Origin of the sequence: Nocardia sp. NPDC051052, assembly GCF_044456045.1 — a bacterium.
In the GTDB taxonomy this organism is placed as follows: Bacteria; Actinomycetota; Actinomycetes; order Mycobacteriales; family Mycobacteriaceae; genus Nocardia.
This window is the reverse complement of sequence record NZ_JBITFL010000008.1, coordinates 97,278-122,005: the sequence shown is the minus strand read 5'-3', so window position 1 is coordinate 122,005 and position 24,728 is coordinate 97,278. Positions and strand designations below refer to the sequence as shown.

Here is a 24,728-nt window from a genome sequence, read left to right as displayed (position 1 = left end):
GAAGGTCAAGTCACCACTCGGCGAAGGCGCCGTCCTTGCGGTGCCAGATGGGGTTGCGCCAGCGATGTCCCAGTTCGGCGGCGCGGGCCACCGCTTTCTCGTCGATGTCGATGCCGAGACCCGGCGCGTGCGGCAGATCGACGTAGCCGTCACGGTAGGCGAAAACGGTGGGGTCGACGAGGTAGTCGAGTAGGTCGGAGCCGGTGTTGTAGTGGATGCCGAGGCTTTGTTCCTGGATGAGCAGGTTGGGGGTGGCGAAGCCGACCTGGAGACTGGCCGCCAGCGCGATGGGGCCGAGCGGGCAGTGCGGCGCGATGGCCACGTCGCGACTCTCGGCGAGGGCGGCGATGCGGCGGACCTCGGAGATGCCGCCCGCGTGCGAGAGGTCCGGTTGGACCACGGCGACGCCCTGATCGAGCACGGTGTGGAAGTCCCAGCGGGAGTACAGCCGTTCGCCGGTGGCGATGGGAATGCTCGTCGCGCGGGTGATCTCGCCGATCCGGTCGCTGACCTCGGGCACCAGCGGCTCTTCGACGAAGAACGGCAGGTACGGCTCGAGCAACGGCAGCACCCGCCGCGCCATCGCGACGGACAGGCGGCCGTGGAAGTCGATGGCGATATCGAAGTCGTCGCCGGTGGCCGCGCGCACGGCGGCGACGCGGTCGACGATGCCGGTGGTCGCGCGTGGGGTGTCGATCGCCTCCAGTTCGGCCGATCCGTTCATCTTGATCGCGGTGAAGCCCTGCTGCTTTCGTTCGACCGCGGCCTGCGCGACGTCGTCGGGGCGATCGCCGCCGATCCAGCTGTACACCCGGACCCGATCGCGGACCGCGCCGCCGAGCAGCTGCCAGACGGGGACGCCGAGGGCCTTGCCGGTGATATCCCAGAGGGCCTGGTCGATGCCGGCGACCGCGCTGGACAGGATCGGGCCGCCCCGATAGAAGCCGCCTTTGGTGAGCACCTGCCAGTGCGCTTCGATGCTCATCGGATCCTTGCCGATGAGGTAGTCGGCCAATTCGTCGACGGCGGCGGCGACGGTGTGCGCGCGGCCCTCGATCACCGGCTCGCCCCAACCGGTGACGCCCTCGTCGGTATCGATGCGCAGGAAGCACCAGCGGGGCGCGACCAGGTAGGTGGTCAGTGCGGTGATCTTCACCGTGATTCCTTTCGTACGCTCCAGCCGCCGTCGACGACGAGGTTGGCGCCGGTGATGAACGAGGCGTCGTCGGAGGCGAGGAAGGCGACCGCGGCGGCGACCTCCTCCGGCGCGCCCAATCGGTCGAGGGCGGTGGCCCGTGCGGACAGTCGTCTGCCCTCCTCGTCGACGTCGTCCCAGACCGGGGTGAGGACGGGGCCGGGCAGGATGGCGTTGAATCGCACTCGGGCCGAACCGTATTCGACGGCGAGCTGCCGGACCAAGGCGGTCAAGCCACCTTTGGCCGCGGCATAGACCGGATATCCGGGCAGCCCGAACTGCGCGTGCACGCTGGAGACGGCGACCACATTGCCTGCGCGGGCGCGCAGATCGTCGATGAAGGTGCGGACACCGAGGAACAGCGGTGTCAAGTTGATCGCCAGCCCTTCGTCCCACTGCGGCCGGGTCAGTTCGTGCGCGGGAATGGTGGCTTGCTTGGATGCGTTGCTGCACAACGCGTCCAGCGGACCGAACAGGTCGTTGACCCGGTCCCGCAGCTCGGCCCACGAATCCTCTTGCGAGACATCACATCGGACGAATTCGGCACGGTGGCCCGCCGCGCGGATCTTCGCGGCGACCTCCGCGCCGCCGGCCTCGGCGATATCGGCGATGACCACCGAGGCTCCCTCGGCGGCAAGGCGTTGCGCCGTGGCGGCACCGATCCCCGATGCCGCGCCGGTGACTACCGCGACTCGGTCTGCCAGACGACTCAATGGAAATCCTTTCGTGGTCAACGTTGAATGTCTGTGCCGGTGAGCAAGTCGAGTTCGTGCCGGAACGGCAGTCCGGCCCAGTCGCCGGGAACGGATACCGCGAACGCACCGCAGGTCGCGGCCAGCCGCATGTTGTACCGGACCGACCCGCCGTCGAGAACACCCGCGAGGTATCCGGCGACGAACGCATCACCCGCCCCCACCGGATCGACCATGGTCACCGGAACCGCCGGTTGCCTGATCACTCTGGCTTCGTGCAGCGCGAGCGCGCCCTCGGCACCCAGCTTCAGCACCACCTGTGACGGGCCAAGCGCGGCAAGGGATTCCGCCATTGCCGCCGCGCTCGCGGTGGGTACCAACAGTGCCGCTTCCTCCGGTCCGGCGAAGACGATGTCGGCTCGCGCCACCAGTTTCGCCAGCTCCGCGGCGGCCGCCGAGCGGGACCACAGGGCACTGCGGTAATTGATATCCAGCGACACCGGCACACCGGCATCGACCGCCGCGTCCAGCGCGGCGTGCACCGCGTCGCATGCGCTCGGGCTCAACGCCGGGGTGATACCGGTCAGGTGCAGGACACCCGCGGCCGCGATCTGTTCCTTGTCGACCTCGGCCGCCGACAGCCGCGAACCGGCCAGTCCGCGCCGGTAGTAACTCACCCGAATCCGGTCCGCGGTACGCCGTTCCCGCAGCATCAAACCGCTCGGCAGCTCCGGATCGATCCGGCATCGGGAGACGTCGACGCGTTCGGCGCGCAGGCGATCCAGCACCATCGTGCCGACCGCGTCCGCACCGACACTGCCCACCCACGCGCTGTCGTGCCCCAAACGGCTGACGCCGATGGCAACGGTCGCCTCGGCACCCGCGAAATCCATTCGCATCGCCGCACCGGGGGCGAGCGGTCCCGGTTCCGTCGCCGCCACCACGCCGATGGCTTCACCGAGCGTTATCAGCTTGCCCCTCATGACAATCCGCTCCGCCGGTCACTCATGACAACTCCGCACGCAGGGCGCCTATGCGGTCACGTAGCGCGTTGAGGTCACCGCCGGTGCAGGCGTCGCCGATGAGCGGCGACCCTATGCCGAGGGCGGTGGCGCCCGCATCCAAGTAAGCCCTGGCATCGGTGAGGGCGACGCCACCGGTTGGCACCAACGGGATTTCGGGTAGCGGGGCGCGGATGGCGCGGAGATACTCGGGCCCACCGACCGAGGCCGGGAAGACCTTGATCATGGTGCTGCCCGCTGCCCAGGCGTGGTGAATCTCGGTGGGGGTGAACGCACCTGAGATCACCGGGATGCTCAGTCGGTTCCCCTCCTGAATGACCTCGTCGCTGACGATCGGGGTGATCAGGTAGGCGGCGCCGGCGTCGACCGCACGGCGCGCGTCGTCTCCGGTGCGGACGGTGCCGACGCCGATCGGGTGCGCGAATCCCGCGCAGTCACGCAGTGCGTCCAGGGCACCGTCGGTGGTGAGCGTGAATTCCACTGCGGTGATGCCGGATTCGTGCAGTACGGCGGTGACTTCGGCGAAGCGGGTTGCGGTCGGCGCGCGCAGGATCGCGATGACCGGTGTGTCCAGCTGTAATAGGTCATCGGCCATCGCTGCGCACCAATCCGACGTCGGCGTACGGGGTTGCCTGCAGGCCGACGACGCCCGGGACACACACGAACAGGCGCCCGGCATGCGGCTCACCGGCCGCCTTTCCCTCCGCCGCGGTGGTGATCACCAAAACGTCCAGGTCCGGCCCGGCGAACACACAGCTGGACACTTGCGAGGGCCCGACGTCGATGATCGCGCGCCGCTGCCCGTCGGGGTCGAAAGCCTGCACCTGGCCCGCGCCCCAGACCGCTACCCACACCCAGCCCTCGCCATCGACGGTCAGCCCGTCGGGCTCGCCGTGGTCGAATCGCGCGAACGGCCTGCCATTGCTGAAAGTGCCGGTGGCGATGTCGTAGTCGAAGGCGTCGACCCGCTTGGTCGGGCTGTCCACGTAGTAGAGGACGGTGCCGTCCGGGCTCCAGTCGAGTCCATTGGAGATGGTGACCCCGTCGCGCAGCGTACTCAGCGCACCGTCGGGGTCGAGCCGGTAGAGCGCGGCACTGCCCTGGACGCCCTCTTCGGACATGGTGCCCGCGAGCAGACGTCCGTGCGGGTCGACCTTCGCATCGTTGAGCCGCCGCCGAATCCCGTCGTCCGGCAACGGTATTACGGCGATCGGCATGGCCGTGCCGTCGTCGTCGACCCGATAGAAGGTGTCGCCGGCGGCGGCCAGCACACTGCCGGAGATGCAGGGCACCACCGCGCTGATCGGTGGCGTGAGGCTCACCGTGGACAGGTGGGTGAGGTCGAGTGCCGCTCGGTCGAGTGCCGCTCGATGAATATGCCCACCTCGGATGTCCACCCACAGCAGCTCGCCGGTTCGGTTGTCCCACACCGGGCTTTCGCACAGTTGTCCCGGCGCCGGGGCGCACGAATGCGCGCGCAGTCTGATCATGGTTCGCTCCTGAAGTCTCGGTCGGCCCGCGGCCGTCTGCTTGCAGGCCATAGCTAGGTCGGCAATCCCACCGCACGTTCACCGCTGCGCCGCTGCTGAATCACCACGGCGGCGACGAGCAGCGAGCCCTGTGCGACGTTCTGCCAAAACGTATTGACGCCAACAACGTTCAGCCCGTTGTCCAGCGCCCCGAGCAGCACGACCGCGAGCAGCGTGCCGCCGACCGTGCCCTTACCGCCCTTGAGCGCGCACCCGCCCAGCGCCGCGGCCGTGATCGCCTTCAGCTCCAGACCTTCACTGCCCGACACCGGCTGGCCCGACCCGGTGCGCGCGGTCAGAATGATGCCCGCGAGCGCGGCCACCATGCCGGCGAGCACGAACACCGCGATCAGGTATTTGTTGATGTTGATACCGGAAAGCCGTGCGGCGGTGTCGTTTCCGCCGATGGCGTAGATGTTGCGGCCGATATCGGTGTATTTCAGCAGCACGTGCACGGCCAGCGCGACGATCGCGAGGATGACCACCGGAACCGGCAGCCCGATGATCTTGCCGCGCGCCAGGAAGATGAACAGGTCGTTGTCCAGCACGAATCCCTGCGCCTTGCCGCCCGAAATCAGTTGGGCCAGACCCTTATACGCCGCCAAGGTGGCCAGCGTGGCGATTACCGGGTTGACCCGTCCGTAGACGATGATCAGGCCGTTCACCAGGCCGAGCACGACGCCGACACCGACCGCGGCGAGGATGCCGAGAAACGCGTTGCCGGAGGTCGCGGTGAACGCCATCGCACTGATCACCGAGGCGACACCCGCCTGCGAGCCGACCGAGATGTCGAGCGCGCCGCAGATGATCACCACCGTCTGCACGACGGCCAGCAACCCGAATACCGTTACCGCGTCACCGATTCCGGCCAGGTTGGCCGGGTCGAGATAGCCGTCGTTGAGCGAGCCGAAGATCGCGACGATGACCGCAAGCGCTCCGATCAGGCTGAGATTCCCCGGCCCGATCGCGTGTAACAGCCGTCGCGGAGTGAGTGCGGCGGTATACCGGCTCAGCGTGGGTGCCGGTGTGGCGGTAGCCGCCACCGGCGGCGCTTCCAGTTGTTGCTCTGTCATTGGTTCCCTCGAGATGTGTGCGTCAAGTCATCGGCCATGGCCAGCGCGAGGATGGCCTCCTCGCTGGCCGCGCCGCGGTCCAATTCGCCGGTGACGCGCCCGTGCTGCATGACGACGATCCGGTCGGCCAGGCCGAGTACTTCGGGCAGTTCGGAGGAGATCACCAGCACCGCAACCCCGGCTTCGGCCAATTCCTCGATGACTCGGTAGATTTCGGCCTTCGCGCCGACGTCGACGCCGCGGGTCGGCTCGTCCAGGATCAGCACCTTGGGCTTGCGGGCCAGCCAGCGCGCCAGCACCACCTTCTGCTGGTTGCCGCCGGAGAGTTTGCGCACCTCCTGCTCGATCGAGGGCGTGCGTACCCGCAGCGATTCGACATACTGCTGGGCGAGCCGGCGCTCCTCCCCAGCCTTGACGAATCGCAGCCGCCGCAGCTGGTCGAGCATGGCCAGCGAAATGTTGTCCCGCACACCGCGATGCAGCAGCAGGGCTTGCGCTTTGCGCTCCTCCGGTGCGTAACCGATGCCTGCGCGCACCGCGTCACGCGGTTGCCGCAACCGCAGCGCCTTGCCGTCCACCCGCACCGCGCCGGAGCGGATCGGGTGGTCACCGGCCAGCGCGCCCGCCAATTCGGACCGGCCCGCCCCGACCAAACCGGCCAGCGCGACCACTTCACCCGCGCGGACCTGCAGGCTCACCTCCCGCACGTCGTCGGTGGTGACCGCGTCGACGTCGAGTACAACTCGGCCCGGCGTGCTCGGCCCGCGGGTGAACAGCGTGGACAGGTCTCGCCCGACCATCATCCGGACGATCTCCTGATCGTCGGTTTCCTCGGTCGCGCGCACACCGACCAGCGCGCCGTCCCGCAATACCGCGACCCGGTCGGCGAGCTGGAAGATCTCCCGCATCCGATGCGACACGTAGATCACCGCCAACCCGCGCGCACGCAACCGGCCGATCAGCGCGAACAGCGATTCGGTCTCGTGGTCGGACAGCGAGGAGGTCGGCTCGTCGAAGGCGATCACCTTGGCGTCGGTGGTCAGCGCCCGCATGATCTCGACCAATTGTCGTTGCGCGGCAGTCAGTTTCGACCCGATGGTGGCCGGGTCGAGGTCACGATCGAAGCCGAGCCTGGCCAGGTCGGCGCGCATCCGCTCGTGCAAGGCCGCGCGGTCGAGCAAGCGGCCCGCCCGTCGCGGGAGTGCCCCGAGGTAGACGTTCTCGGCGACCGACACGTGCGGCACGATCTCCGGCTCCTGGCCGATCACCCGGATCCCGGCCGCCCGCGCGTCGGCCGGGGTGGCCGGCTCGAGCACCACCCCGTCGAGCTCGAGCCGGCCGCTGTCGGGGCGGTGATCGCCACCGAGGATGCGGATCAGGGTGGATTTGCCCGCGCCGTTCTCCCCCATCAGCGCGGTCACCGCGCCGGCGGGGAAGTCCAGGCTCACGTCGCGCAGGGCGGGCACCCCCGCGAAGCTCTTGCTGAGGCCGGTGGCGCGCAGACCGGTCAGCTGCATGTGACGCCCGCCTGCTGCCAGCTGCTGGAGTCGACCATGGTGGTCGGCGCGAAGGCCTCGGCGGGCATGGCCTTGCCGTTCTTCAGGTAGTCGTACATCGTCTGCACCGCCAGCGCGCCGACGTCCTTGCCGTTGATGAACAGCGCCGCCTTGAAGCCGGTCGGCTTGCCGCCGCGCCACTCCTTGCAGGCCAGGTAGGCGCCGAGGCCGACACCGAGCACATTGTCGGCGGCGTAGCCGGAGTTCTGAATGGCCGCGACGCCACCGCTGACGTTCTCGTCGTTGCAGCCCATGACGATCCAGTTCTTGACCGACCGGTTGCCCGCGACCGTCGCGGAGATCTTGTTCTGCGCGTCCGACGGGGTGTTGTCGGTACCGACATCGATCACCTTGACGTCGACCCCGGCCGCCTCGCGGAACGCCTTCTTGTTGGCCTCGACCCGATCGGTGCAGACCGTCACGTCCTGCTTCCAGGCGTCGACGATGGCGGTCTCCTCCGGCTTCCAGCCCGCCTTCTTGAAGTCCTCGCCCGCCCGGCGGCCGACCTCGGTACCCATCTGGGTGCCGCTGAAGCCGACGCGCGGAACCAGTTGGTCCTTCGCGCATTTCGACGGATCCGGGCCCGAGACACAGACCTGGTCGTCGGAGGTGAGCAGCGCGACGCCACCGGTCTTGGTGAGCTGAGCGACCTGCGGACCGACCGACGGATCCGGCACCACGACGATCACGCCGCTGGCCTTCTGGTTGATCGCGTTGTTGACCTCGGTGACCGCCTTGTTCGCGTCGTTGCCCAGGTTCACGACCTTGAGGTCGATGCCCAGTTCCTTGGCCTTCGCCTTGGCACCCTCGGCCTCGCCGATGAAGTACTCCTGGTCGCCCTGTTTCTGGGCGTACACCAGGCTGACCGCGCCCGTCTGGTGCTGTGGGCCATTGGCGGCCGGATCGGACTCCTTGCCCGATGAGCAGGCGGTCGCGGCCAGCGCCAGCGACACCCCGCACAGCACGGCACTGGTCCAACGTCGTCGATGGGTCCAGGACATGGGCACTCCTCGGTGATCTGACGCACACTCGCGTCGTGTAGTGATGCCGGTTACAGTAAGACTTCCGATAACTGTTGTAAATACTGTTGGTCGAAGTCGTTGGGTATGTTTGCGACCACCAGCGGACGAGGAGGCCCGACCCGTGTATCAGCTGACCGCGCGCGACATCCGACGCCGCAACAGGTTCGGCGTACTACAGGCGGTCTATGCCGCCGTCGGCCATATCAGCAGGCAAGAGATCGCGCGGGCGACCGGCCTGTCCTTCGCTACGGTCGGCAACATGATCTCCGAGCTGCTCGACGTCGGCGTGCTCGCCGAACTGGGCTACGACGCGCCCGGCGTCGGCAGGCCGCGCGCGCAGCTCGCGATCAATCCCGAGCGCGGCATGCTGGTCGGCGTCGATATCGCCGAAACCGTGCTGCACTTCGACCTTTTCGACCTGGCCATGACGGTGCTGCGCTCGGTCGAGATCCCGGTCGACCCCGCAGCCACCACACCCGACGATGTCGTCGCGCTCATCACCCGCGGCATCGGCGAGCTGACCGCCGCCGACGCCGACAAGGTGCTCGGCGTCGGGCTGAGCGTGCCGGGGCTCGTCGACCCCATCGGCGGCACCTCGGTGTTCTCGCCGTACTGGCACTGGCACGACGTGCCGCTCGCGCAACTCCTCGAAGAGCAGCTGCGCTACCCGCTGTATCTGGACAATCCGCTGAAAGCCAGTACCGCGGCGCATCTTTGGTTCGGCGCGGGCCGGGACGTGGACGATCTGATCGTGGTCACGCTGCGCGCCGGTGTCGGCATCGGCGTGGTGGTCGACGGTGCGCTCTATCGCGGCGTCACCAACAGCGCGGGCGAATGGGGGCACACCAACCTGGTCCTCGATGGACGCGAATGCCGTTGCGGGCGAATGGGTTGCGTCGAGTCATACGTCAGCGCGCCCGGCATCGTGCGCACCCTGCGCGAACTCGCGCCGGCGAGCCAGCTGATCGATACCGACGACGCCGCCACCATCGCGGCTATCGCCGCGGCCGCCGACAACGGTGACGCGGTCGCGCTGGAGGTCATCGACAAGACCGGCCACTACCTCGGTGTCGCGGTGGCCAACCTGGTGAACCTATTCAATCCGAGAACCATCGTCTTCGGCGATCTAGTCGCGGATCATCTCGGCGCGCCGCTGCTGGACGTGACCCGCCGGGTCGCCGCCCATCACGCGATGACCGACCCCTTCGACGCGGTGACACTGCAACTTTCGACCCTGCCGCACAACCCCGCCAGCCTCGGCGCCGCCACCTTCGCCCTAGAGGGTTTCCTCGCCGACCGCGAAACCTTCGGATCGATCGCGGCCCGCCGCGCCCTGCGCACCACCACCCCCTGATATCGCTCGGGCCCGCCGAACAGGGTTGGCCGACAACGACTTACCGGTCGATCACGTCGTCGATCGCTCGACGCGGGGTGCGCTCGAGCGGCGCGGAATCGGTCGGCACCCAGCCGAGGCGAATCATGGATTGCGGGAAGGCGCAGTCGTAGAGCACTGCGGATCGGATGTCGTCGCGGAGTTCGGGAAGGCCGAGCGGCTCGGTTTGCAGGCAGCTGGACAGGCCGAGGCGGGTGGCCTCCAGTAGCAGCGCACTGGTGGTCTCGCCCGCGCGGAGCTGAGACCGGCGGTCGTCGTGCGGGGTGCAGACCACCACCCATTCCGCGGCGTCGGCGTCGGCGTGGCTGTCGATCAGCGCGGCGTCGGCGAACACTCGAGCGGGAATCGGGTCGGACAGATGTGGCTGCGGCACATTCGATCCCGGCACGCCGTCCGCGGTCCGGCGCTGGCCGCTCCACGCGGCAAGTTCGAGTTGATAGTCGAGGTCCTCGGCATGGCGGGTCACGGCATCCTGAAACGGCCGCACCAATCGGAGGCGAAGGCTCTCCGGGACGTGGCGCACCACGGCGCCGAAGGTCGCCGCGTTGCGCGAGATCGTCTTGAGGTACCCGGCCGGAATTTCCAACGAGCGGTAAGCACGGCGATCGCTGTGCCGTTGCAGTAGCGCGGCGCCGAGTTCGATATCGGTCTGGGTCGGCTGGTGCGGTGCGAACTCGACGGTCGCGAGGTGGTCCGGTTCATCGGGGTCGGGCAGCTGCGTCACGGCGGCGGACCACCCGAGAACGGCCAGCGCGACGCGCAGGTGATGCAGCGCGGCGCCGCAGCTGACGATCAGTTTGCCCTGCTGCGGATCGCTCGAAACGAGGTGGCGGCGCGGGTCGGCCCAGAGCTCGATCGCGCGGTCGCTGATCCGCCAACGCCATGGCTGGGTGTTGTGGATCGAGGGGGCGCGAACCGCCATCTCCAACGCGATCCTGACCGTGTCCATTGTCGGCGACGGCGGTGCCATGAGCTCGGATCCATCCTTCCGATCGGTATAGTTCGATGGCGCATCACCGTGGTTGAGCTGGCCGTTCGTGATCGACGCCGGTATCCAGTGTCACCATGGAATGGCGTCCTGTCATCGAGTCATATGTCACGTAGGTCGGGTCGCGCCCTCCGGCTGGGCGCCGCTAGTGCCGCGCCAATTGCCGCACCGGACCCCCCGACACCGGAATTTCCACCGACACGGCCGGGCGCGCGTGCACCTGCTCGACCGCCCTGCGACGCAGCTGCGCCCGGTCCTGTTTTCCATTGCGGGTCAACGGGATCCGGCGAGTCCGCACGAATCGGGTCGGTACCGACGCCGGGGGTAGCTGCCCGCAAAGACCGGCACGCAGCCGCCGAAACAAACCCTCCGGTTCGCAATCGGGGTCGTTCGGCTGGATCCAGGCGACCATGGTGGTGTCGTCATCGACGTCGACCGCTACCACCACCGCGGCGGCGACCGCGGGATCGGCGAGCAGACGCTGTTCGATCTCCCCCGGTTCGATTCGCTGCCCGTGGATCGTCACTCGATCGTTGACGCGGCCCAGATACTCCAACTCGCCGTCGACCAGGCGCACCCGATCTCCGGTGCGATAGAGCGTGCGCACCGAGGACCCTTCGGGTGCGGTGATGAACGCTCGCGCGGTCAGGTCGGGCCGGTTCAGATATCCCAGTGCCAGCGGGATGCCGCCGATGTGCAGCTCACCCTCGTCGCCGGGGCGCACCGGCAGGCCGCCTTCGTCGAGCACGCTCAGCACGCAGTTGTCGATCGGCCTGCCGATATACACCGCGTCGATGTCCTCCGGCCGGTCCGGACAGGTCCACGCCGTCACATCGATCGCGGCTTCGGCCGGGCCGTACAAATTGTGCAGCGCCGCGGGCAGGGTCGCCGCGAATTCCCGCGCCACCGGAACCGGCAGCGGCTCACCGCCGCAGAACACGTGCCGCAACGAGGTGCACCGCGCGGCGTCCGGCCACCGCAGGAACTCTCGCAGCATGGACGGAACGAAATGACAGATGGTGATCTGATGCGCGACGATGGCTTGCGCGATCGACACCGGATCCCGGTGCTCATCCGAGGCGAGGAAGACACATCGTGCCCCGGCGATCAGCGGCAGCAGCAGTTCCCACCCGGACACGTCGACGGTGACGGGAGTCTTCTGCAGGATCCGGTCACCGGCGTCGACTTGAAAGGTGTCCCGCATCCATGCCAAGCGGTTGCACAGCGAAAGACCGCACACCACAACACCCTTGGGTTCACCGGTGGATCCCGACGTGAACAGGACGTACGCCGGTTGATCCGACGGCATCTCCGATAGCGGGTCCAGCTCGTCCGCGTCGGACTCACGAGGCATGTCCAGCGCGCGCAAGCCACACTCGACGACCAACTCCCTACCGGCCCCGGTCACCAACGCCACCGCGCAATCGGCGATCTCGGTCACCTGCCGCATCCGCGCCGAGGACTCACCCGGGTCGACCAGCAGGTAGGGCAGGCCCGCTTTCAGCACCCCGAGCAAGGCGACGAGCAGCGCCGGGCCGCGCGGAACGGCGATCGCGACCGTGCGGCCACGCGGCGCCGCCGCGCGAAGCAGCCGTGCGACGCGATCCGAGCGCAACTCCAGCTCTCGATATGTCAGCTCGCCTGAGTCGTCGCACACCGCGATCGCCCCGGGGATTTCCATCGAGACCGCCCGGACGAGTCCCGGTACGCCGTGCCGGAACCGCCGGTCGACGGTTCGGCCGTGCAGTTCCAAAGCCGCCATCGAGAATTGCTGATGCAACCAGACCTCCACGCTCCGACTGATGTCCTGAATGTCACCGTAGAGCGCGATAAGGCCGTCGAGGAACGGCCCTTGACGCAACATTTACGAGGTGGGGGGCCGCTTTATCGCGATGCCAACAACACAGGCAGGAAATTCACAGCTGGTAGCTGTCGAGCCCGATCGCCGCCCCGGACTCACCGCCCGCTTCGGTGAACGCCGTCAACGCACGCACCAGTCCGTGCCGGTCCGCTACCGGAATCCGCTCGACAACCGTGGCGATCTCTTCTCGTCGCCGGGCCGTCACTGCCTCGACGATGTCGCGCCCACGCGCGGTGAGTTCGACGATCAGTTCGCGGCGCGAGTTCGGATTGGGGTTGCGATCGATCAGTCCGGCGGAGACGAGCCGGTCGACCATGCGGGTGGCGGTCGAGGGTTGCACGCTGAGGATGCCCGCGAGTGTCGCGACCTTGGCTGGCCCCCGCGTGGACAGGATCACCAGCATGCGGAATTGCGGGATGGTAATCGTCTCATCGACGTCGGCGATCGATCGGGCCGATAGCGCGACCAGCAACCGCGACGCCATCACCAGCGCTTCGGCGATGTCGTCGACCGACTCCTCGGTTCGGCGGCTCATGAATTCCCTCTATCTCAGCGGCTATGGTCACTCTCCATCGTGCCGCCTCGGCTTGCCAACGGAGTGCGCACACCCCGAATCGGCCCGCTCAATTATTAGTGCATATGGCAACTGTTGCACACTGCTCCTATCCTGTATGGTCTCGAAACCGTGACATCAGCCGCGGAGATCGGAACACAGCGGGAAGTACGCGGGTGGGCCGCGTTCACCGTGTCGGGTGTGGTCGTGGGGTACGCGGCGGTGCTGCTGGCCAACGCGCGGCACTTCTATACCGACGACACCGAAGCCCAGTACGGACCGATGTGGGTGATGCTCGGCCGGTATCTGCGAGAGGGCCGGTTTCCGGCGCTCGTGCCGTGGGAGTGGATGTCGGGCAACTATTCGCTGGAAGAGGCCGGGCTCTACAACCCGCCGCAACTGCTGGTCGATCTGATCGCCCCGTCGATCGACGATCTCGCCGCCTACGTCACGGTGGTGAAGTTGATCTTCTCGATCATCGCCGCGCTCGGCGTGTTCCGGATCTGCCTCGCCTACGGCGCGCGGGCGCCATGGGCGGCACTGGCGGGCGTCGCGTTCCCGCTGAGCGGATGGTTCCTGTTCTTCGACGAGGCCAGCTGGGCGACCTCGCTGACCGGTACTGCGTGGATGGTGCACGCCTGGGCCTCGGCGGTCCGCTACACCCGCGGCCGCAGCGGGCCGATACCGACGGTCATCTTTCTATATCTGGCGATCTCGGTCCAATATGTTTTTCCCGCAGTCGAATCCGCGCTGATGATCGTGGCGGTGGCCGTCGGCGAACGGATCTATCAGCGCACCTGGGCGCCGTCGCTGCGATTGCTGCTCGCCGCCGGGTGCGCGGGCCTGGCGGGCCTGGAGACGTATCTGCCCGGCATGTTGTCCTCGCCGGTGACCTGGCGGGGCGACGAGCGGATCCTCAACGATCCGTTCCTGACGGTGCCGTGGTCGGAGTCGCTCAACGCGAGCCTGCCCACCACCGTGCCCGCGTTTAACGGTTGGTGGGGATACGTGCAGCCACTGCCGATGGTCTACATCGCCTGGTTCCTGATTCCCGCGCTGGCTTTCATCGACTGGCGTGCGGCGTTGACGTCGGCCAAGAACCTTTGCGGCGTAACCCTTTTCGCGACAGCGGTCTTGATGTGGTGCGCCGGTCCCGGCAACATCGGCCCGTTGCGCTGGCCCGCAAGGGTGCTGCCGATGGTCGCGGTCGCACTGCTGGTCCTGGTGTGCGTCTTGCTCAGCCGCCACGGCACATTCGTCCACTGGCGCCGACGCGGCATCGCGGCCGTCCTTCTCGTCGCCCTGCTTTTCGTCCGATCCTTCAGCGCGGCCCCGCATCAGGTGATCCGCCATCTGGTCGCGGCCGCGGCGGTCGTAGCGCTCGGTGCGCTGGCGGTATGGCTGGCTCGTACCCGAGGTGCCGCGGCGGCATGCGGGCTGAGCATCGCCGCGATGTTCCCGATCGCCTACACCCAGGTGCACAACGCGCCGCCGACGCCGATGTCCTACGGCTTCCCGGAACGACGCTCGGACATGAAGGCCACCTTCCCGCACTTCGACGGTGTCACTCTGCAACTCGCGGACCGAGCCCTGCTTCGCCCCGAGGACAAGAGCCTGGCCGGTGCGTACGGCTCACTCGCCTTCGGCAACTACGCGAAGAACATGAACCTCGACTACGTCACCGCCTACACTCCGATCGGCCACGCCGCGTTCAGCGCGATCCTGTGCATGGGCTGGGACGGCAGCACCTGCCCTGACGCCTACCGTCGCGCCTTCGCCACCGAACCGACCACCGGCCGGGCCATCGTCGATCTGATGAAGGTCGACCGAGTTGTGCTGCAGCGGGCCCAATATCCCGACGCGCCCGATCATCCCGCGCCCCCGGGCTGGAAATGGGTCGACTACCCCGGACACGACCGCTACATCTGGGTCCTCGAACGCGAGGACGGCCCGATCTCCACCCGCAACGGCCTCATCGCCGACACCGAAGGGGTCTCCGCCACCTCCACCGAACGAACCAGCGTCACGAGCCGGATCCGGGTGACCTCCGTCCACGGCGGGCGGGTCGTCTTCGCACGCCTGGCCTGGCCCGGCTACCGCGTCACCATGCACGGTCGTGAACTTCCGGCCGGTGCGGTAGCCAAGACCTTTGTCGCGGTGGACATTCCGGCCGGTACCGAGAACGCGGAAGTGATCCTGACCTGGCGTCCGCCGGGTTGGCGGATCGGCATCGCGACAGCGCTGGCCGGACTACTCGGCACCGCCGCGCTGCAATGGGCGTACCGCCGGCCGAAACGGCGCGGCCTATTACCGCCGCCGCCGGCTGATGACCGGACACCCGACGAGCCTGAGCTGGTCGACGCACGACTGTAGACCGACCCAAATTGATGCGCATAGCAACTATTGCAGAGTGCACGTTTTCGATACGATCGGATATACCCCCGATCGCCGGTGCCGCACTCGACCGTGCGCTCCGCACCAAGGACCGGGACACCAGAGTCACCGGCCTAGCGAAGGACCGACATGACCACTACCGCCAACCTCGGCGCCCGGGCATTGCAGACCAGATGGTTTGTTCGGGCGCCGATCTGGATCTATCGGGCCGGCCTCGGATTCCTGTTCGGCTCCCGGCTCCTGATGTTGCAGCACACCGGACGCCGCAGCGGCGCACGCAGATTCGTGGTCCTCGAGGTCGTCGACCGGCCCGCGGCGAACGAATACGTCGTCGTCTCCGGGTTCGGCACCAAAGCCCAGTGGTACCGCAATATCCGCGCCAATGCCAAGGTGCGGATCTCCACGGGCACCAAACGTGCGGCACCCGCCATCGCCACAGTGATGACGGATCAGGAAGCCGCCACCGCATTGGAGCACTACATCCGCAACCACCCGAAAGCCTGGGACACGTTGCGCGCCACCATCGAACAAGCCACCGGCACACCCGTGCACAACCTGCCGATGGTCCGTTTGCGTATCACCGGCGACTGACTCAGCGGCGCAGGGCGGTCTCGCGGTCCATGTGCGACAGCTTCTCCGGATTGCGCACGGAGTAGAGCCCGGAGACGAGGCCGTCGTCGATGCGCAGCGCGATGACCGTGTCGATCTCGCCGTCGAGTCGGAGCAGCAGCGCGGGAGAACCGTTGACCTGCACCGGCTCGACCGTCATTTCGGCGCGGATCCGGTCGAAGCCGACGGTGAGCAGGCGGGCCACCGTGGTGGAGCCGACGATCGGGCGCAGCGCGGCCTGCTTGATGCCGCCGCCGTCGCCGAGGAAGACGACTTCCGGCGCGAGAATGTCGAGCAGGTTTTGCATCTCGCCCGTCTCGATCGCCAATTGGAAAGCGGCGAGCGCGTCTCGGGTCTCGGTCTGCGAAACGACGCCACGTGGCCGACGGGCGGTCACGTGCGCCCGGGCGCGGTGGATGATCTGGCGGACCGCGGCCGGGGTCTTGTCGACGGCCTCGGCGATCTCCTCATAGGACAGGTCGAAGACTTCGCGCAGCACGAACACCGCCCGCTCGGTCGGTGCGAGCGTCTCCAGCACCAGCATCATCGCCATCGACACGCTGTCGGCCAACTCGACATCCTCGGCAACGTCGGGCGCGGTGAGTAGCGGCTCGGGCAGCCAGGAGCCGACATAGGACTCCTTGCGCCGGCCGAGCGTGCGTAACCGGCCGAGCGCCTGGCGGGTGGTGATCCGGACCAGGTAGGCCCGCTGATCACGGACCGTGTCGAGATCGACGCCCGCCCACCGCAACCAGGTTTCCTGCAGAACATCTTCGGCGTCGGCGGCCGAGCCGAGCATCTCGTAGGCGACCGTGAACAGCAGGTTGCGGTGCGCCACGAAGGTGGCGGTGGCCGGGTCCGCCTGGTCTCCGGGCGCGGTGTTCGACGTACCTGCCATGGGTGGCTCCTGTCTCGCTCTCAGCTGTCACCCCACCAGATGCCGCACGCGGCGATTTTGTGACACCACCCGGATGTGGCGCTCGTCACGCCACCGCGGCTGTCACAGGGACCGGGTCGTCGGCATCTCATGGTCGTTCAGTGCAACACCACGAGTGAGGACGAAGTCATGGAACCCCGTATCGACCTGTTCACCAACCAGTTCGGCGCCAAGTTCGGCAAGCGGTTCGCCAACGCGGGCATGCTGATCGTGCAGTCGTCGCTGCCGAAGGCCACCCAGGAGTTGGTGGCGCTGCGCGCCAGCCAGATCAACGGCTGCGGCTGGTGCATCGACTTGCACACCAAGGACGCCGCGGCTGCCGGTGAAAGCGCGGTCCGGCTCGCGCTGGTCGCCGCATGGCGTGAGGCCACCGTGTTCACCGAGGCCGAGCAGGCCGCGCTGGCGCTCGCCGAGGAGGGCACCCGGCTCGCCGACGCCTACCAGGGCGTGTCCGACGAGACCTGGGCACAGGTACGCAAGCACTACGACGACGACCAGATCGCGGCGCTGGTCGCCCTGGTAGCGCTGATCAACGCCGCCAACCGGCTCGCCGTGATCGTGCACCAGAAGGGAGGTTCTTACCAGCCCGGCATGTTCGACAGCTTGGTGAACTGATCGACCGGCGAATTGTGGCCCGGCCCAGGGCCCTCCGGGCCGGGCCCACGCCCGCGAACAGCGAAATGATCGAAAACTGACGGGTGTCTATATCGTGCTTAGGCTTTCACCCCTGGTTGAGACATTGAAACAGACCTCTGCGTAGGGTCGGGGCGTGGTTGGGGTCCAACGATGGGTAGCTCGGCCGGTGGCACGTACCGCAGTGGTGCGGCCCGAGACTGGGCTGGGTGACACCGCACGGGGCTGGTGGGTGACGATCGCGCTGACGCTGATCGCGGCCCTCACCCGATTCGAGCGGCTCGGCTCGACGACCGATGGCGGGATGCCGGTCTTCGACGAGAAGTACTACGCGTTGCAGGCGTGGGAGATGCTGAGCAACGGGACGGGAATCGAGGACAATCCCGGATACGTGGTCGTGGTGCATCCACCGGCCGGGAAGCTGCTGATCGCGCTCGGCGAAGTGCTGTTCGGTTATAGCCCGTTGGGGTGGCGGATTTCGGCGGCGGTGGCCGGAACCCTGTTGGTATTGCTGGTGATTCGGATCGTCCGGCGGCTTGCTCGATCGACGATGATCGGGGCCATCGCGGGGATTCTGATGATCGCCGAGGGCGTGACGCTGGTTTCGTCGCGGATCGGGATGCTCGATATCTTTCTGACGGTGCTGGTCACCGGGGCGTTCGGGTGTTTGATCGTCGACCGTGATGAGGTCAGGGCGCGGATGGCGACGGCCGATGCCGCGGGACGGGTCGCGGTGACGTCGTTCGGGCCTCGGCTAGGGGTGCGGTGGTGGCGGTTCGCCGCTGGCGTCCTGCTCGGATTGGCTTGTGCGACAAAGTGGTCCGGCGCCTACCTCATGGTCTTCTTCGTGGTCTTGTGCCTAGGGTTCGATGCCGCCGCTCGACGGCGCTATGGCGTGCGTCGACCGTTTGCCGGCACGCTCGTGCGAGACGCCGCACCGGCGGTGTTCGCGCTGATCGTCGTCGCGGTCGGGGTGTATCTGGGGTCCTACGCGGGATGGTTCGCCAGCGAAAGCGCGATCAACCGGCACGCCGCCGGGATCCAGGTCGGCACCGGCGGGTTCTTCTCGTTCGTGCCGGATGCGTTGCGAGCCCTGTGGTTCCAGCATGCCGAGGTGCTCGGCGTGCACACCCATCTGACCAATTCCGCGGGTTTCCACCATCCGTGGGAGTCCAAGCCTTGGACGTGGCCGATGGGATTGCGGCCGATGCTCTATCACTTTTCCGATCCCGCGCAGACCACCGGATGCGGGCAATCGTCGTGTGTGCGAGCGATCATGCTCGTGGGCACGCCCGCGATCTGGTGGCTGGCGTTTCCCGCGCTGGGGTGGGCGCTGTGGCAGACGGTCACCCGGCGCGACTGGCGGTATCTGGCCGTGCTGGCCGGTTACGCGGCGGGATGGTTGCCGTGGTTCGCGGTGCTGGACCGGCAGATGTACTACTTCTACGCCACCACGATGGCCCCGTTCCTGGTCATGCTTGTCGCCCTCGCACTCGGGCAGATCCTCGGACGCGTCACTGAATCCCGCGAACGCCGTGACACCGGATTGCTGGTGGTCTGCCTGTACCTGGGATTGGTCGTGGCGAACTTTGTCTGGAACTATCCGATCCTGACCGCGATGCCGATCACGGGGTCGACCTGGCAGCAGCATTTATGGTTGCCTAGCTGGCGCTGACGGGTGGCTCGCTCATCATCCGCCGCAACAGCATTGGGGAAATCACGTCGAATACTGCAGGCACACGGGTGATCAACCTCATGTAGGCGAGGCTTGCCTAACTAGCAACAAGTCGTTCTAATGGCGGCCATGGACAAAATCCATGTCACCCGCCGCCGCCTGCTCACCACCGCCTGCGCGGTCGGGCTCGGCGCCGTCGCCGCCGCGTGCAGCCGGTCCCCCGAGGACGAATCGTTCACGGGCCCGGGCGGCTGGTCGTTCACCGACGACCGGACCAGTACCGTCCACACCAAGGAGATACCGTCCCGGATCGTCGCCTTCGTCGGCGCCGCCGCGATGCTGGCCGACTTCGGGCTGCAGGATCGCCTCGTCGGCGTCTTCGGCGAAACACGCACGACGGACGAGCTGGCACCGCTGCGGGGCGATCTCGACCTCGGCAAGGTGACCGTGCTCGGCAACAACTGGGGCGAGTTCAATGTCGAGAAGTACGCGGCAATCGAACCCGACCTGCTCGTCACCGATATGTATGTGCCCGAACGGCTCTGGTACATCCCGGACGAGAGCAAGACGAAGATTCTGACGATCAACCCGAATGTGGCGGCGGTGCGGGTCGCGCACCGGCCACTGCCGGAGACCATCGCCCGCTACACCGAGCTCGCTCATGCGCTGGGCGCGGACCTGAACGCCCCCAGGGCAATCCAGGCCAAGGCTCGCTTCGACGCGGCGTCGCAGGCGGTCCGTGACGCGGTCGCGCAACGCCCCGGGCTGCGCGTGCTGGCCGCCTCCGCCGCGCCAGGCATCTTCTACGTGTCCGATCCGAAAGCCGCGGCCGACCTCAGCTATTTCGCGGAGTTGGGGGTGGAGATGGTCGGGCCGGACCATGTCACCGGCGACGGCTTCTTCGAGGAACTGAGCTGGGAGCACACTGACAAATACCCGGCCGACCTGATCCTGCTCGACCGCAGGTCCACCGGCTTGTCGCCGGACGCGCTCGCCGCCAACCCGGTGTGGCGGGGCCTGCCCGCCGTGCGCGCCAACCAGATCGGCAGTTGGCAGCCGATCTACCGGTTCTCGCACGCGGGTACCGCACCGCTGCTCGAGGATCTGGCCGCCGCCATCCGACGCTCCGGCAAAGTCACCTGACAAGGAATCACCATGCGCGCCCATCCTTTTCGCTTCTTCGAGAACGTGCCAGTCCTGCGGACCGAGCTGCTCAGCCCGGCATATTCGACAGCCTGGTGAACTTATCGAACCACGAATTGTGGCCCGGCCCAGGTTTATCCGATCCGGGCCGGGCCCAGGTGTGTGAGTAGCGAAATGATCTAAAAAGACGAGTGCGTACTCAGCACTTCTTCCAGGCAAAGTGATAAGTGGCGTTGACACTGCCGTCCGGGGAATCCATCGTGATGAAGCTGGTGGTCTCCTTCGGATCCGAGGTACCCGCATAGACTCGCAACTCCGTATTTATGTTGAAATTTCGATCTTCTCCGCAGGGCAGGTAAACGATCGCCCCGACCTCGGCTTTGTCCGTCGTCTGCCAAACGTCATTGAGCGGACCGTTGAAATTGTGGTCGACGAAGTCGGTCGACGAGTCGCCCTGGAAGTAGTACCTTGCCGCTTCCAGCGCGGTCGCGCCCTGTTCCAGATGCGCGAAGCCACGGTAGTCCGCCTGCGCGATCCCATAGGTGAACCCCTGCGGGACATTAACTTTCAGGTTGAGCTGGCAGTTCTTGCGGAAGTCGTGCGGCCTGGCACCCACCCCAACCCGTGCGATGTACCGCCTGGTGGTGACCGTAAAAGCCGTGTTGTCGGGCAGGACCTCGACCGCCGCGGTGCCCTGTGGACAACCGGATCCATTGACCGTCACGACGTCGATGACAACCTTGTCCGGCGGCACGGGCACGGCCCAATCCGGTGTCGGCGCACCAGAAGCCAGTGAACCCGATATCGGCGTCGCGAATGCGAATATGGCAGCACTGAGGACGGCAATTTTCTTATACATGAATTCCTCACAATGGCAGAGCATGGGTTTAACCTCACTGTAAGCTGTGCTGCCCACCCGAACTCCCCAGCAGAAGTGGGGAGCATTCGGAAACATCTCGGCTAATACTTTAGCCGGACTTCGCGATCATGGTGCTGGTCAGCAAGTTGGAAGTTGGGCGGCCACCACGTGATCATGCCGTATTTGTGTGGGATACAACTGCATTGGCGGTGGCCGCAGGTCACCGCATAGACGTAGACGGCGGATTGCGTTGTTCGACAAGCTGATGGATCGTGCGGCGAAATCCCGCGCGCCCTCGCCCAGCCGTACGCCGATCATCCGCACTATTGCCGCGATTGGTTCGCGAGCACAAGGCGCGCCCGCAGATTCTGGTGACCGCTGCTCCTCGGCAACCGATTCGGTGAAAGTGCTTGATGTCTAAAGCTTTAGATGTAAAGTACTTGCTACCGCGACTCTAGGAGAGCGTATGAAGGTCGTGTGCATCGGCGGCGGGCCCGCTGGACTGTACTTCGGGCTGTTGATGAAGCAGCTCAATGCCGATCATGAGGTGATCGTGGTCGAACGCAATCGGCCCTATGACACGTTCGGGTGGGGGGTGGTGTTTTCCGATGCCACGATGGAGACGATGCGGGTCTGGGATCGGGTGACCGCGGATCGGATCGAGTCGGCGTTCAACCATTGGGATGACATCGAGCTGCGGTTCAAAGGGCGGGTCTTGCGTTCGGGCGGACATGGTTTCGTCGGGATCGGGCGGAAGAAGCTGCTGAACATCCTGCAGGCGCGATGTGAAGAGGTCGGGGTGAAACTGGAGTTCGATCGAGAGGTGAACTCCGACAGCGCGTTTCCCGATGCGGACCTGATCGTCGCGGCCGACGGGATCTCCTCCAAGATCCGCGGCCGCCACCAAGATGTCTTCGCGCCCGACCTCGTGACACGCCCCAACCGCTACATCTGGCTCGGCACCGAGAAGCTTTACGATGCTTTCACTTTCGACTTCGTCGAGACCGAACACGGCTGGTTGCAGGCACATATCTACAAGTTCGACGAGAACACCAGCACCTTCATCGTCGAAGCACCGGAACACGTGTGGCGGGCCCACGGGCTCGACCAGGCCACCCCGGATGAGTCGGTGGCGTTCTGCGAGAAGGTGTTCGCCGACAATCTGCAGGGCGAGAAGCTGATGACGAACTCTCGCCACCTGCCGGGCTCGGGGTGGCAGAACTTCCAGCGGGTCACATGCGAGCAGTGGTGGCTGCACAACGGGAACAGCCACGTCGTGCTGATGGGTGACGCCGTGCACACCGCACACTTCGCCATCGGCTCCGGCACCAAGCTGGCACTGGAGGACGCCATCGAGCTGGTCCGCCAACTCGGCGAGCGCGGCGACACCCCCGCCGACCTGCCCGACGTGCTCACGCACTACCAGGAGATCCGGTCGATCGACGCACTACGACTACAGAACGCGGCATGGAACGCGATGGAGTGGTTCGAGGTGTGCGGCGAACGCTATTGCGACCAACTGGAACCCGAACAGTTCATGTACTCGATGCTCACCCGCAGCCAGCGGATCAGTCACGAGAATCTGCGCCTGCGCGACAAGGGCTGGCTGGAAAATTACGAACGCTGGTTCGACGCGCGCGCCGGGGTTGCCCGAACCGCCGAAGAGCCTTCCGTCCCACCGATGTTCACGCCGTACACCGCCCGCTCGGTGACGCTGAAGAATCGGGTGATCGTGTCTCCGATGGCCCAGTACTCGGCCGTCGACGGGATCCCCGGCGATTTCCACCTCGTCCATCTCGGCGCCCGCGCGCAAGGTGGCGCCGGGCTGGTGTTCGCCGAAATGACCTGTGTCAGCGCGACGGGCCGGATCACGCCCGGCTGCCCAGGCCTGTACACCGACGAGCAGCGGCAAGCGTGGCAGCGTATCGCCGCGTGGGTGCACGGCAACACCGACGCGAAATTTGGTATGCAGCTAGGACATTCAGGCGCGAAGGGTTCCACCCGCCGCATGTGGGACGGCACCGATCAACCGCTCACACCCGACGATGACGAACCGAACTGGCCGTTGATCTCGGCGTCGCCGCAGCAGTACCTCGACGGGGTGAGCCAGTGGTCGCGGGCGATGACCCGGGCCGACATGGACGAGGTGACCGAACAGTTCGTCGCAGCCGCCCACCGCACGGCCGCCGCAGGCTTCGACTGGCTCGAATTGCATTGCGCGCACGGCTATCTACTGTCCAGCTTCATCTCGCCGCTGACCAACCAGCGCACCGACGACTACGGTGGGTCGCTGGCGAACCGGCTGCGTTATCCGTTGGAGGTCTTCGCCGCGGTGCGCGACGTGTGGCCCGCCGAACTCCCGATGTCGGTGCGGATTTCGGCGCACGACTGGGCCGAGGGCGGCATCACCCCGGCCGACGCCGTCACGATCGCGAAGCGGTTCAAGGAGGCGGGCGCCGACCTGATCGACTGTTCCTCGGGCCAGGTGACCAAGCAGGAGCAACCGACCTTCGGGCGGATGTGGCAGACGCCGTTCGCCGACCGGGTGCGTCAGGAGGCGGGGATCGCCACCATCGCCGTCGGGGCGATCTCCGAGGCCGACCACGTGAACAGCATCGTCGCCGCCGGACGGGCCGACCTGTGCGCCATCGCCCGACCGCACCTGGCCAACCCGTCCTGGACGCTCACCGAGGCGGCCAAGATCGGCTACACCGAGCTCGGCTGGCCCAAGCAATATCGGGCCGCCAAGCGGCAATTCGAAGCGAACATCCAGCGCCAGCAGGCCGCGGCGGCGGGGAAAGGCTGACCATGCCCGATTCCACCCCCGGCCTGGCCGACCGGCACGCGCTCGTCACCGGCGGGTCCCGCGGCATCGGTGCCGCCATCGCGAACAGACTCGCGCAGGACGGCGCGCGCCTCACCCTGTTGTCTCGTGATTTCGTCCGCGCCACCGAAACCGTTGCCCGGCTGCCGAAGTCGGCGCAGGCGCACGCCATCGCGTGCGACATCACCGACCCGGAGGCCGTCGCCGCCGCCTTCACCGACGCCCGGCTCCTGCACGGCGCGATCGACATCCTGGTGAACAACGCCGGGCAGGCGGCGAGCGCGCCGCTGCGGCGTACCACCGACGAACTGTGGCAGCGCATGCTCGCGGTCAACCTCACCGGCACATTCCTGTGCACCAGGAGCGCGGTCACCGACATGCTCGCCGCTGGACGCGGCCGAGTCGTCAACATCGCCAGCACGGCGGGCCTGCGCGGCTACCCCTACGTCACCGCCTACGCGGCGGCCAAGCACGGCGTGATCGGCCTGACCCGCGCGCTGGCCCTGGAACTCGCGAACACGCCGATCACCGTGAACGCGATCTGCCCCGGCTTCACCGACACCGACCTGTTGCAGGAGAGCGTGACCAACGTGACCGAGACGACCGGCCGCAGCGCCGACGAAGCGCAGGCGGCCTTCACCCGGCACAACCCGCAGGGCCGGCTGATCGAGCCGGACGAGGTCGCCGCCACCGCGGCCTGGCTCTGCTCGGACGCGGCGGCTTCGATTACCGGCCAGTCGATTTCGGTCAGCGGCGGGGAGGTGATGTGA

Annotated in this window: 21 protein-coding genes; 8 read left to right on the top strand and 13 right to left on the bottom strand. The window is 66.9% G+C overall.

Annotated elements, in window-relative coordinates:
* Positions 1 to 10: 10 nt before the first annotated feature.
* Genes dgoD through ACIBCN_RS27190 form a run of 8 tightly spaced genes read right to left on the bottom strand, consistent with a single transcriptional unit; the run spans position 11 to position 8,068 of the window.
* Positions 11 to 1,156, bottom strand: coding sequence for a galactonate dehydratase (dgoD, locus tag ACIBCN_RS27225; protein ID WP_396994511.1), 1,146 nt, complete (start codon positions 1,154 to 1,156; stop codon positions 11 to 13).
* Complete coding sequence (locus ACIBCN_RS27220; protein ID WP_396994510.1) at positions 1,153 to 1,908, bottom strand: SDR family NAD(P)-dependent oxidoreductase; 756 nt, start codon at positions 1,906 to 1,908, stop codon at positions 1,153 to 1,155. The genes dgoD and ACIBCN_RS27220 overlap by 4 nt, the downstream gene beginning before the upstream one ends.
* A 17-nt stretch (positions 1,909 to 1,925) precedes the next feature.
* Complete coding sequence (locus tag ACIBCN_RS27215) at positions 1,926 to 2,870, bottom strand: sugar kinase (protein ID WP_396994509.1); 945 nt, start codon at positions 2,868 to 2,870, stop codon at positions 1,926 to 1,928.
* Positions 2,871 to 2,892: 22 nt separating this feature from the next.
* A complete protein-coding gene (locus tag ACIBCN_RS27210) occupies positions 2,893 to 3,504 on the bottom strand; it encodes a bifunctional 4-hydroxy-2-oxoglutarate aldolase/2-dehydro-3-deoxy-phosphogluconate aldolase (RefSeq protein ID WP_396994508.1) in 612 nt (203 codons plus the stop codon).
* The gene (locus ACIBCN_RS27205; RefSeq protein WP_396994507.1) at positions 3,494 to 4,399 is read right to left on the bottom strand and encodes an SMP-30/gluconolactonase/LRE family protein; all 906 of its coding nucleotides are present in this window, start codon (positions 4,397 to 4,399) and stop codon (positions 3,494 to 3,496) included. The genes ACIBCN_RS27210 and ACIBCN_RS27205 overlap by 11 nt, the downstream gene beginning before the upstream one ends.
* Before the next feature lie 53 nt (positions 4,400 to 4,452).
* Positions 4,453 to 5,511 carry an ABC transporter permease gene (locus ACIBCN_RS27200; protein WP_396994506.1) on the bottom strand — a complete coding sequence of 353 codons (1,059 nt, stop codon included), beginning with the start codon at positions 5,509 to 5,511 and terminating at the stop codon, positions 4,453 to 4,455.
* Complete coding sequence (locus ACIBCN_RS27195) at positions 5,508 to 7,028, bottom strand: sugar ABC transporter ATP-binding protein (RefSeq protein WP_396994505.1); 1,521 nt, start codon at positions 7,026 to 7,028, stop codon at positions 5,508 to 5,510. The genes ACIBCN_RS27200 and ACIBCN_RS27195 overlap by 4 nt, the downstream gene beginning before the upstream one ends.
* A complete protein-coding gene (locus ACIBCN_RS27190; RefSeq protein ID WP_396994504.1) occupies positions 7,019 to 8,068 on the bottom strand; it encodes a substrate-binding domain-containing protein in 1,050 nt (349 codons plus the stop codon). Before ACIBCN_RS27190 ends, ACIBCN_RS27195 begins: the two co-directional genes overlap by 10 nt.
* Before the next feature lie 142 nt (positions 8,069 to 8,210).
* Between ACIBCN_RS27190 and ACIBCN_RS27185 the strand changes: the two genes are divergently transcribed.
* Positions 8,211 to 9,443, top strand: a complete 1,233-nt coding sequence (locus ACIBCN_RS27185; RefSeq protein WP_396994503.1) for an ROK family protein — start codon at positions 8,211 to 8,213, stop codon at positions 9,441 to 9,443.
* A gap of 40 nt (positions 9,444 to 9,483) precedes the next feature.
* Here ACIBCN_RS27185 and ACIBCN_RS27180 read toward each other — a convergent pair whose 3' ends face one another.
* The 3 genes from ACIBCN_RS27180 to ACIBCN_RS27170 all read right to left on the bottom strand — a co-directional run bounded on the left by ACIBCN_RS27180 (position 9,484) and on the right by ACIBCN_RS27170 (position 12,866).
* Positions 9,484 to 10,452 carry an Acg family FMN-binding oxidoreductase gene (locus ACIBCN_RS27180; RefSeq protein ID WP_396994502.1) on the bottom strand — a complete coding sequence of 323 codons (969 nt, stop codon included), beginning with the start codon at positions 10,450 to 10,452 and terminating at the stop codon, positions 9,484 to 9,486.
* A gap of 163 nt (positions 10,453 to 10,615) precedes the next feature.
* Positions 10,616 to 12,334, bottom strand: coding sequence for an amino acid adenylation domain-containing protein (locus ACIBCN_RS27175; RefSeq protein WP_396994501.1), 1,719 nt, complete (start codon positions 12,332 to 12,334; stop codon positions 10,616 to 10,618).
* 52 nt (positions 12,335 to 12,386) lie between these two features.
* A complete protein-coding gene (locus tag ACIBCN_RS27170) occupies positions 12,387 to 12,866 on the bottom strand; it encodes a MarR family winged helix-turn-helix transcriptional regulator (protein WP_396994500.1) in 480 nt (159 codons plus the stop codon).
* Between the two features lie 150 nt (positions 12,867 to 13,016).
* Between ACIBCN_RS27170 and ACIBCN_RS27165 the strand changes: the two genes are divergently transcribed.
* Positions 13,017 to 15,257 carry a hypothetical protein gene (locus tag ACIBCN_RS27165; protein ID WP_396994499.1) on the top strand — a complete coding sequence of 747 codons (2,241 nt, stop codon included), beginning with the start codon at positions 13,017 to 13,019 and terminating at the stop codon, positions 15,255 to 15,257.
* Positions 15,258 to 15,407: 150 nt separating this feature from the next.
* Positions 15,408 to 15,869 carry a nitroreductase family deazaflavin-dependent oxidoreductase gene (locus ACIBCN_RS27160; protein WP_396994498.1) on the top strand — a complete coding sequence of 154 codons (462 nt, stop codon included), beginning with the start codon at positions 15,408 to 15,410 and terminating at the stop codon, positions 15,867 to 15,869.
* Between the two features lies 1 nt (position 15,870).
* On the opposite strand, the gene ACIBCN_RS27155 is transcribed toward ACIBCN_RS27160, so the two are convergent.
* Positions 15,871 to 16,785 (bottom strand): RNA polymerase sigma-70 factor, encoded by a 915-nt coding sequence (locus ACIBCN_RS27155; RefSeq protein WP_396994497.1) that lies wholly within the window; start codon positions 16,783 to 16,785, stop codon positions 15,871 to 15,873.
* A 168-nt stretch (positions 16,786 to 16,953) separates the two neighbouring features.
* Between ACIBCN_RS27155 and ACIBCN_RS27150 the strand changes: the two genes are divergently transcribed.
* From ACIBCN_RS27150 to ACIBCN_RS27140, 3 genes are all read left to right on the top strand, one after another.
* Positions 16,954 to 17,439: a carboxymuconolactone decarboxylase family protein gene (locus ACIBCN_RS27150; protein WP_396994496.1), complete on the top strand. Its 486-nt coding sequence runs from the start codon at positions 16,954 to 16,956 to the stop codon at positions 17,437 to 17,439.
* Positions 17,440 to 17,626: 187 nt separating this feature from the next.
* Positions 17,627 to 19,132, top strand: coding sequence for a dolichyl-phosphate-mannose--protein mannosyltransferase (locus ACIBCN_RS27145; RefSeq protein ID WP_396994495.1), 1,506 nt, complete (start codon positions 17,627 to 17,629; stop codon positions 19,130 to 19,132).
* A gap of 129 nt (positions 19,133 to 19,261) precedes the next feature.
* The gene (locus tag ACIBCN_RS27140) at positions 19,262 to 20,275 is read left to right on the top strand and encodes an ABC transporter substrate-binding protein (protein ID WP_396994494.1); all 1,014 of its coding nucleotides are present in this window, start codon (positions 19,262 to 19,264) and stop codon (positions 20,273 to 20,275) included.
* Positions 20,276 to 20,474: 199 nt separating this feature from the next.
* Here ACIBCN_RS27140 and ACIBCN_RS27135 read toward each other — a convergent pair whose 3' ends face one another.
* A complete protein-coding gene (locus ACIBCN_RS27135) occupies positions 20,475 to 21,191 on the bottom strand; it encodes a DUF4360 domain-containing protein (protein WP_396994493.1) in 717 nt (238 codons plus the stop codon).
* Between the two features lie 409 nt (positions 21,192 to 21,600).
* Between ACIBCN_RS27135 and ACIBCN_RS27130 the strand changes: the two genes are divergently transcribed.
* Both ACIBCN_RS27130 and ACIBCN_RS27125 read left to right on the top strand, forming a co-directional pair.
* Complete coding sequence (locus tag ACIBCN_RS27130; protein WP_396994492.1) at positions 21,601 to 23,940, top strand: bifunctional salicylyl-CoA 5-hydroxylase/oxidoreductase; 2,340 nt, start codon at positions 21,601 to 21,603, stop codon at positions 23,938 to 23,940.
* A 2-nt stretch (positions 23,941 to 23,942) separates the two neighbouring features.
* A complete protein-coding gene (locus ACIBCN_RS27125; RefSeq protein WP_396994491.1) occupies positions 23,943 to 24,728 on the top strand; it encodes an SDR family NAD(P)-dependent oxidoreductase in 786 nt (261 codons plus the stop codon).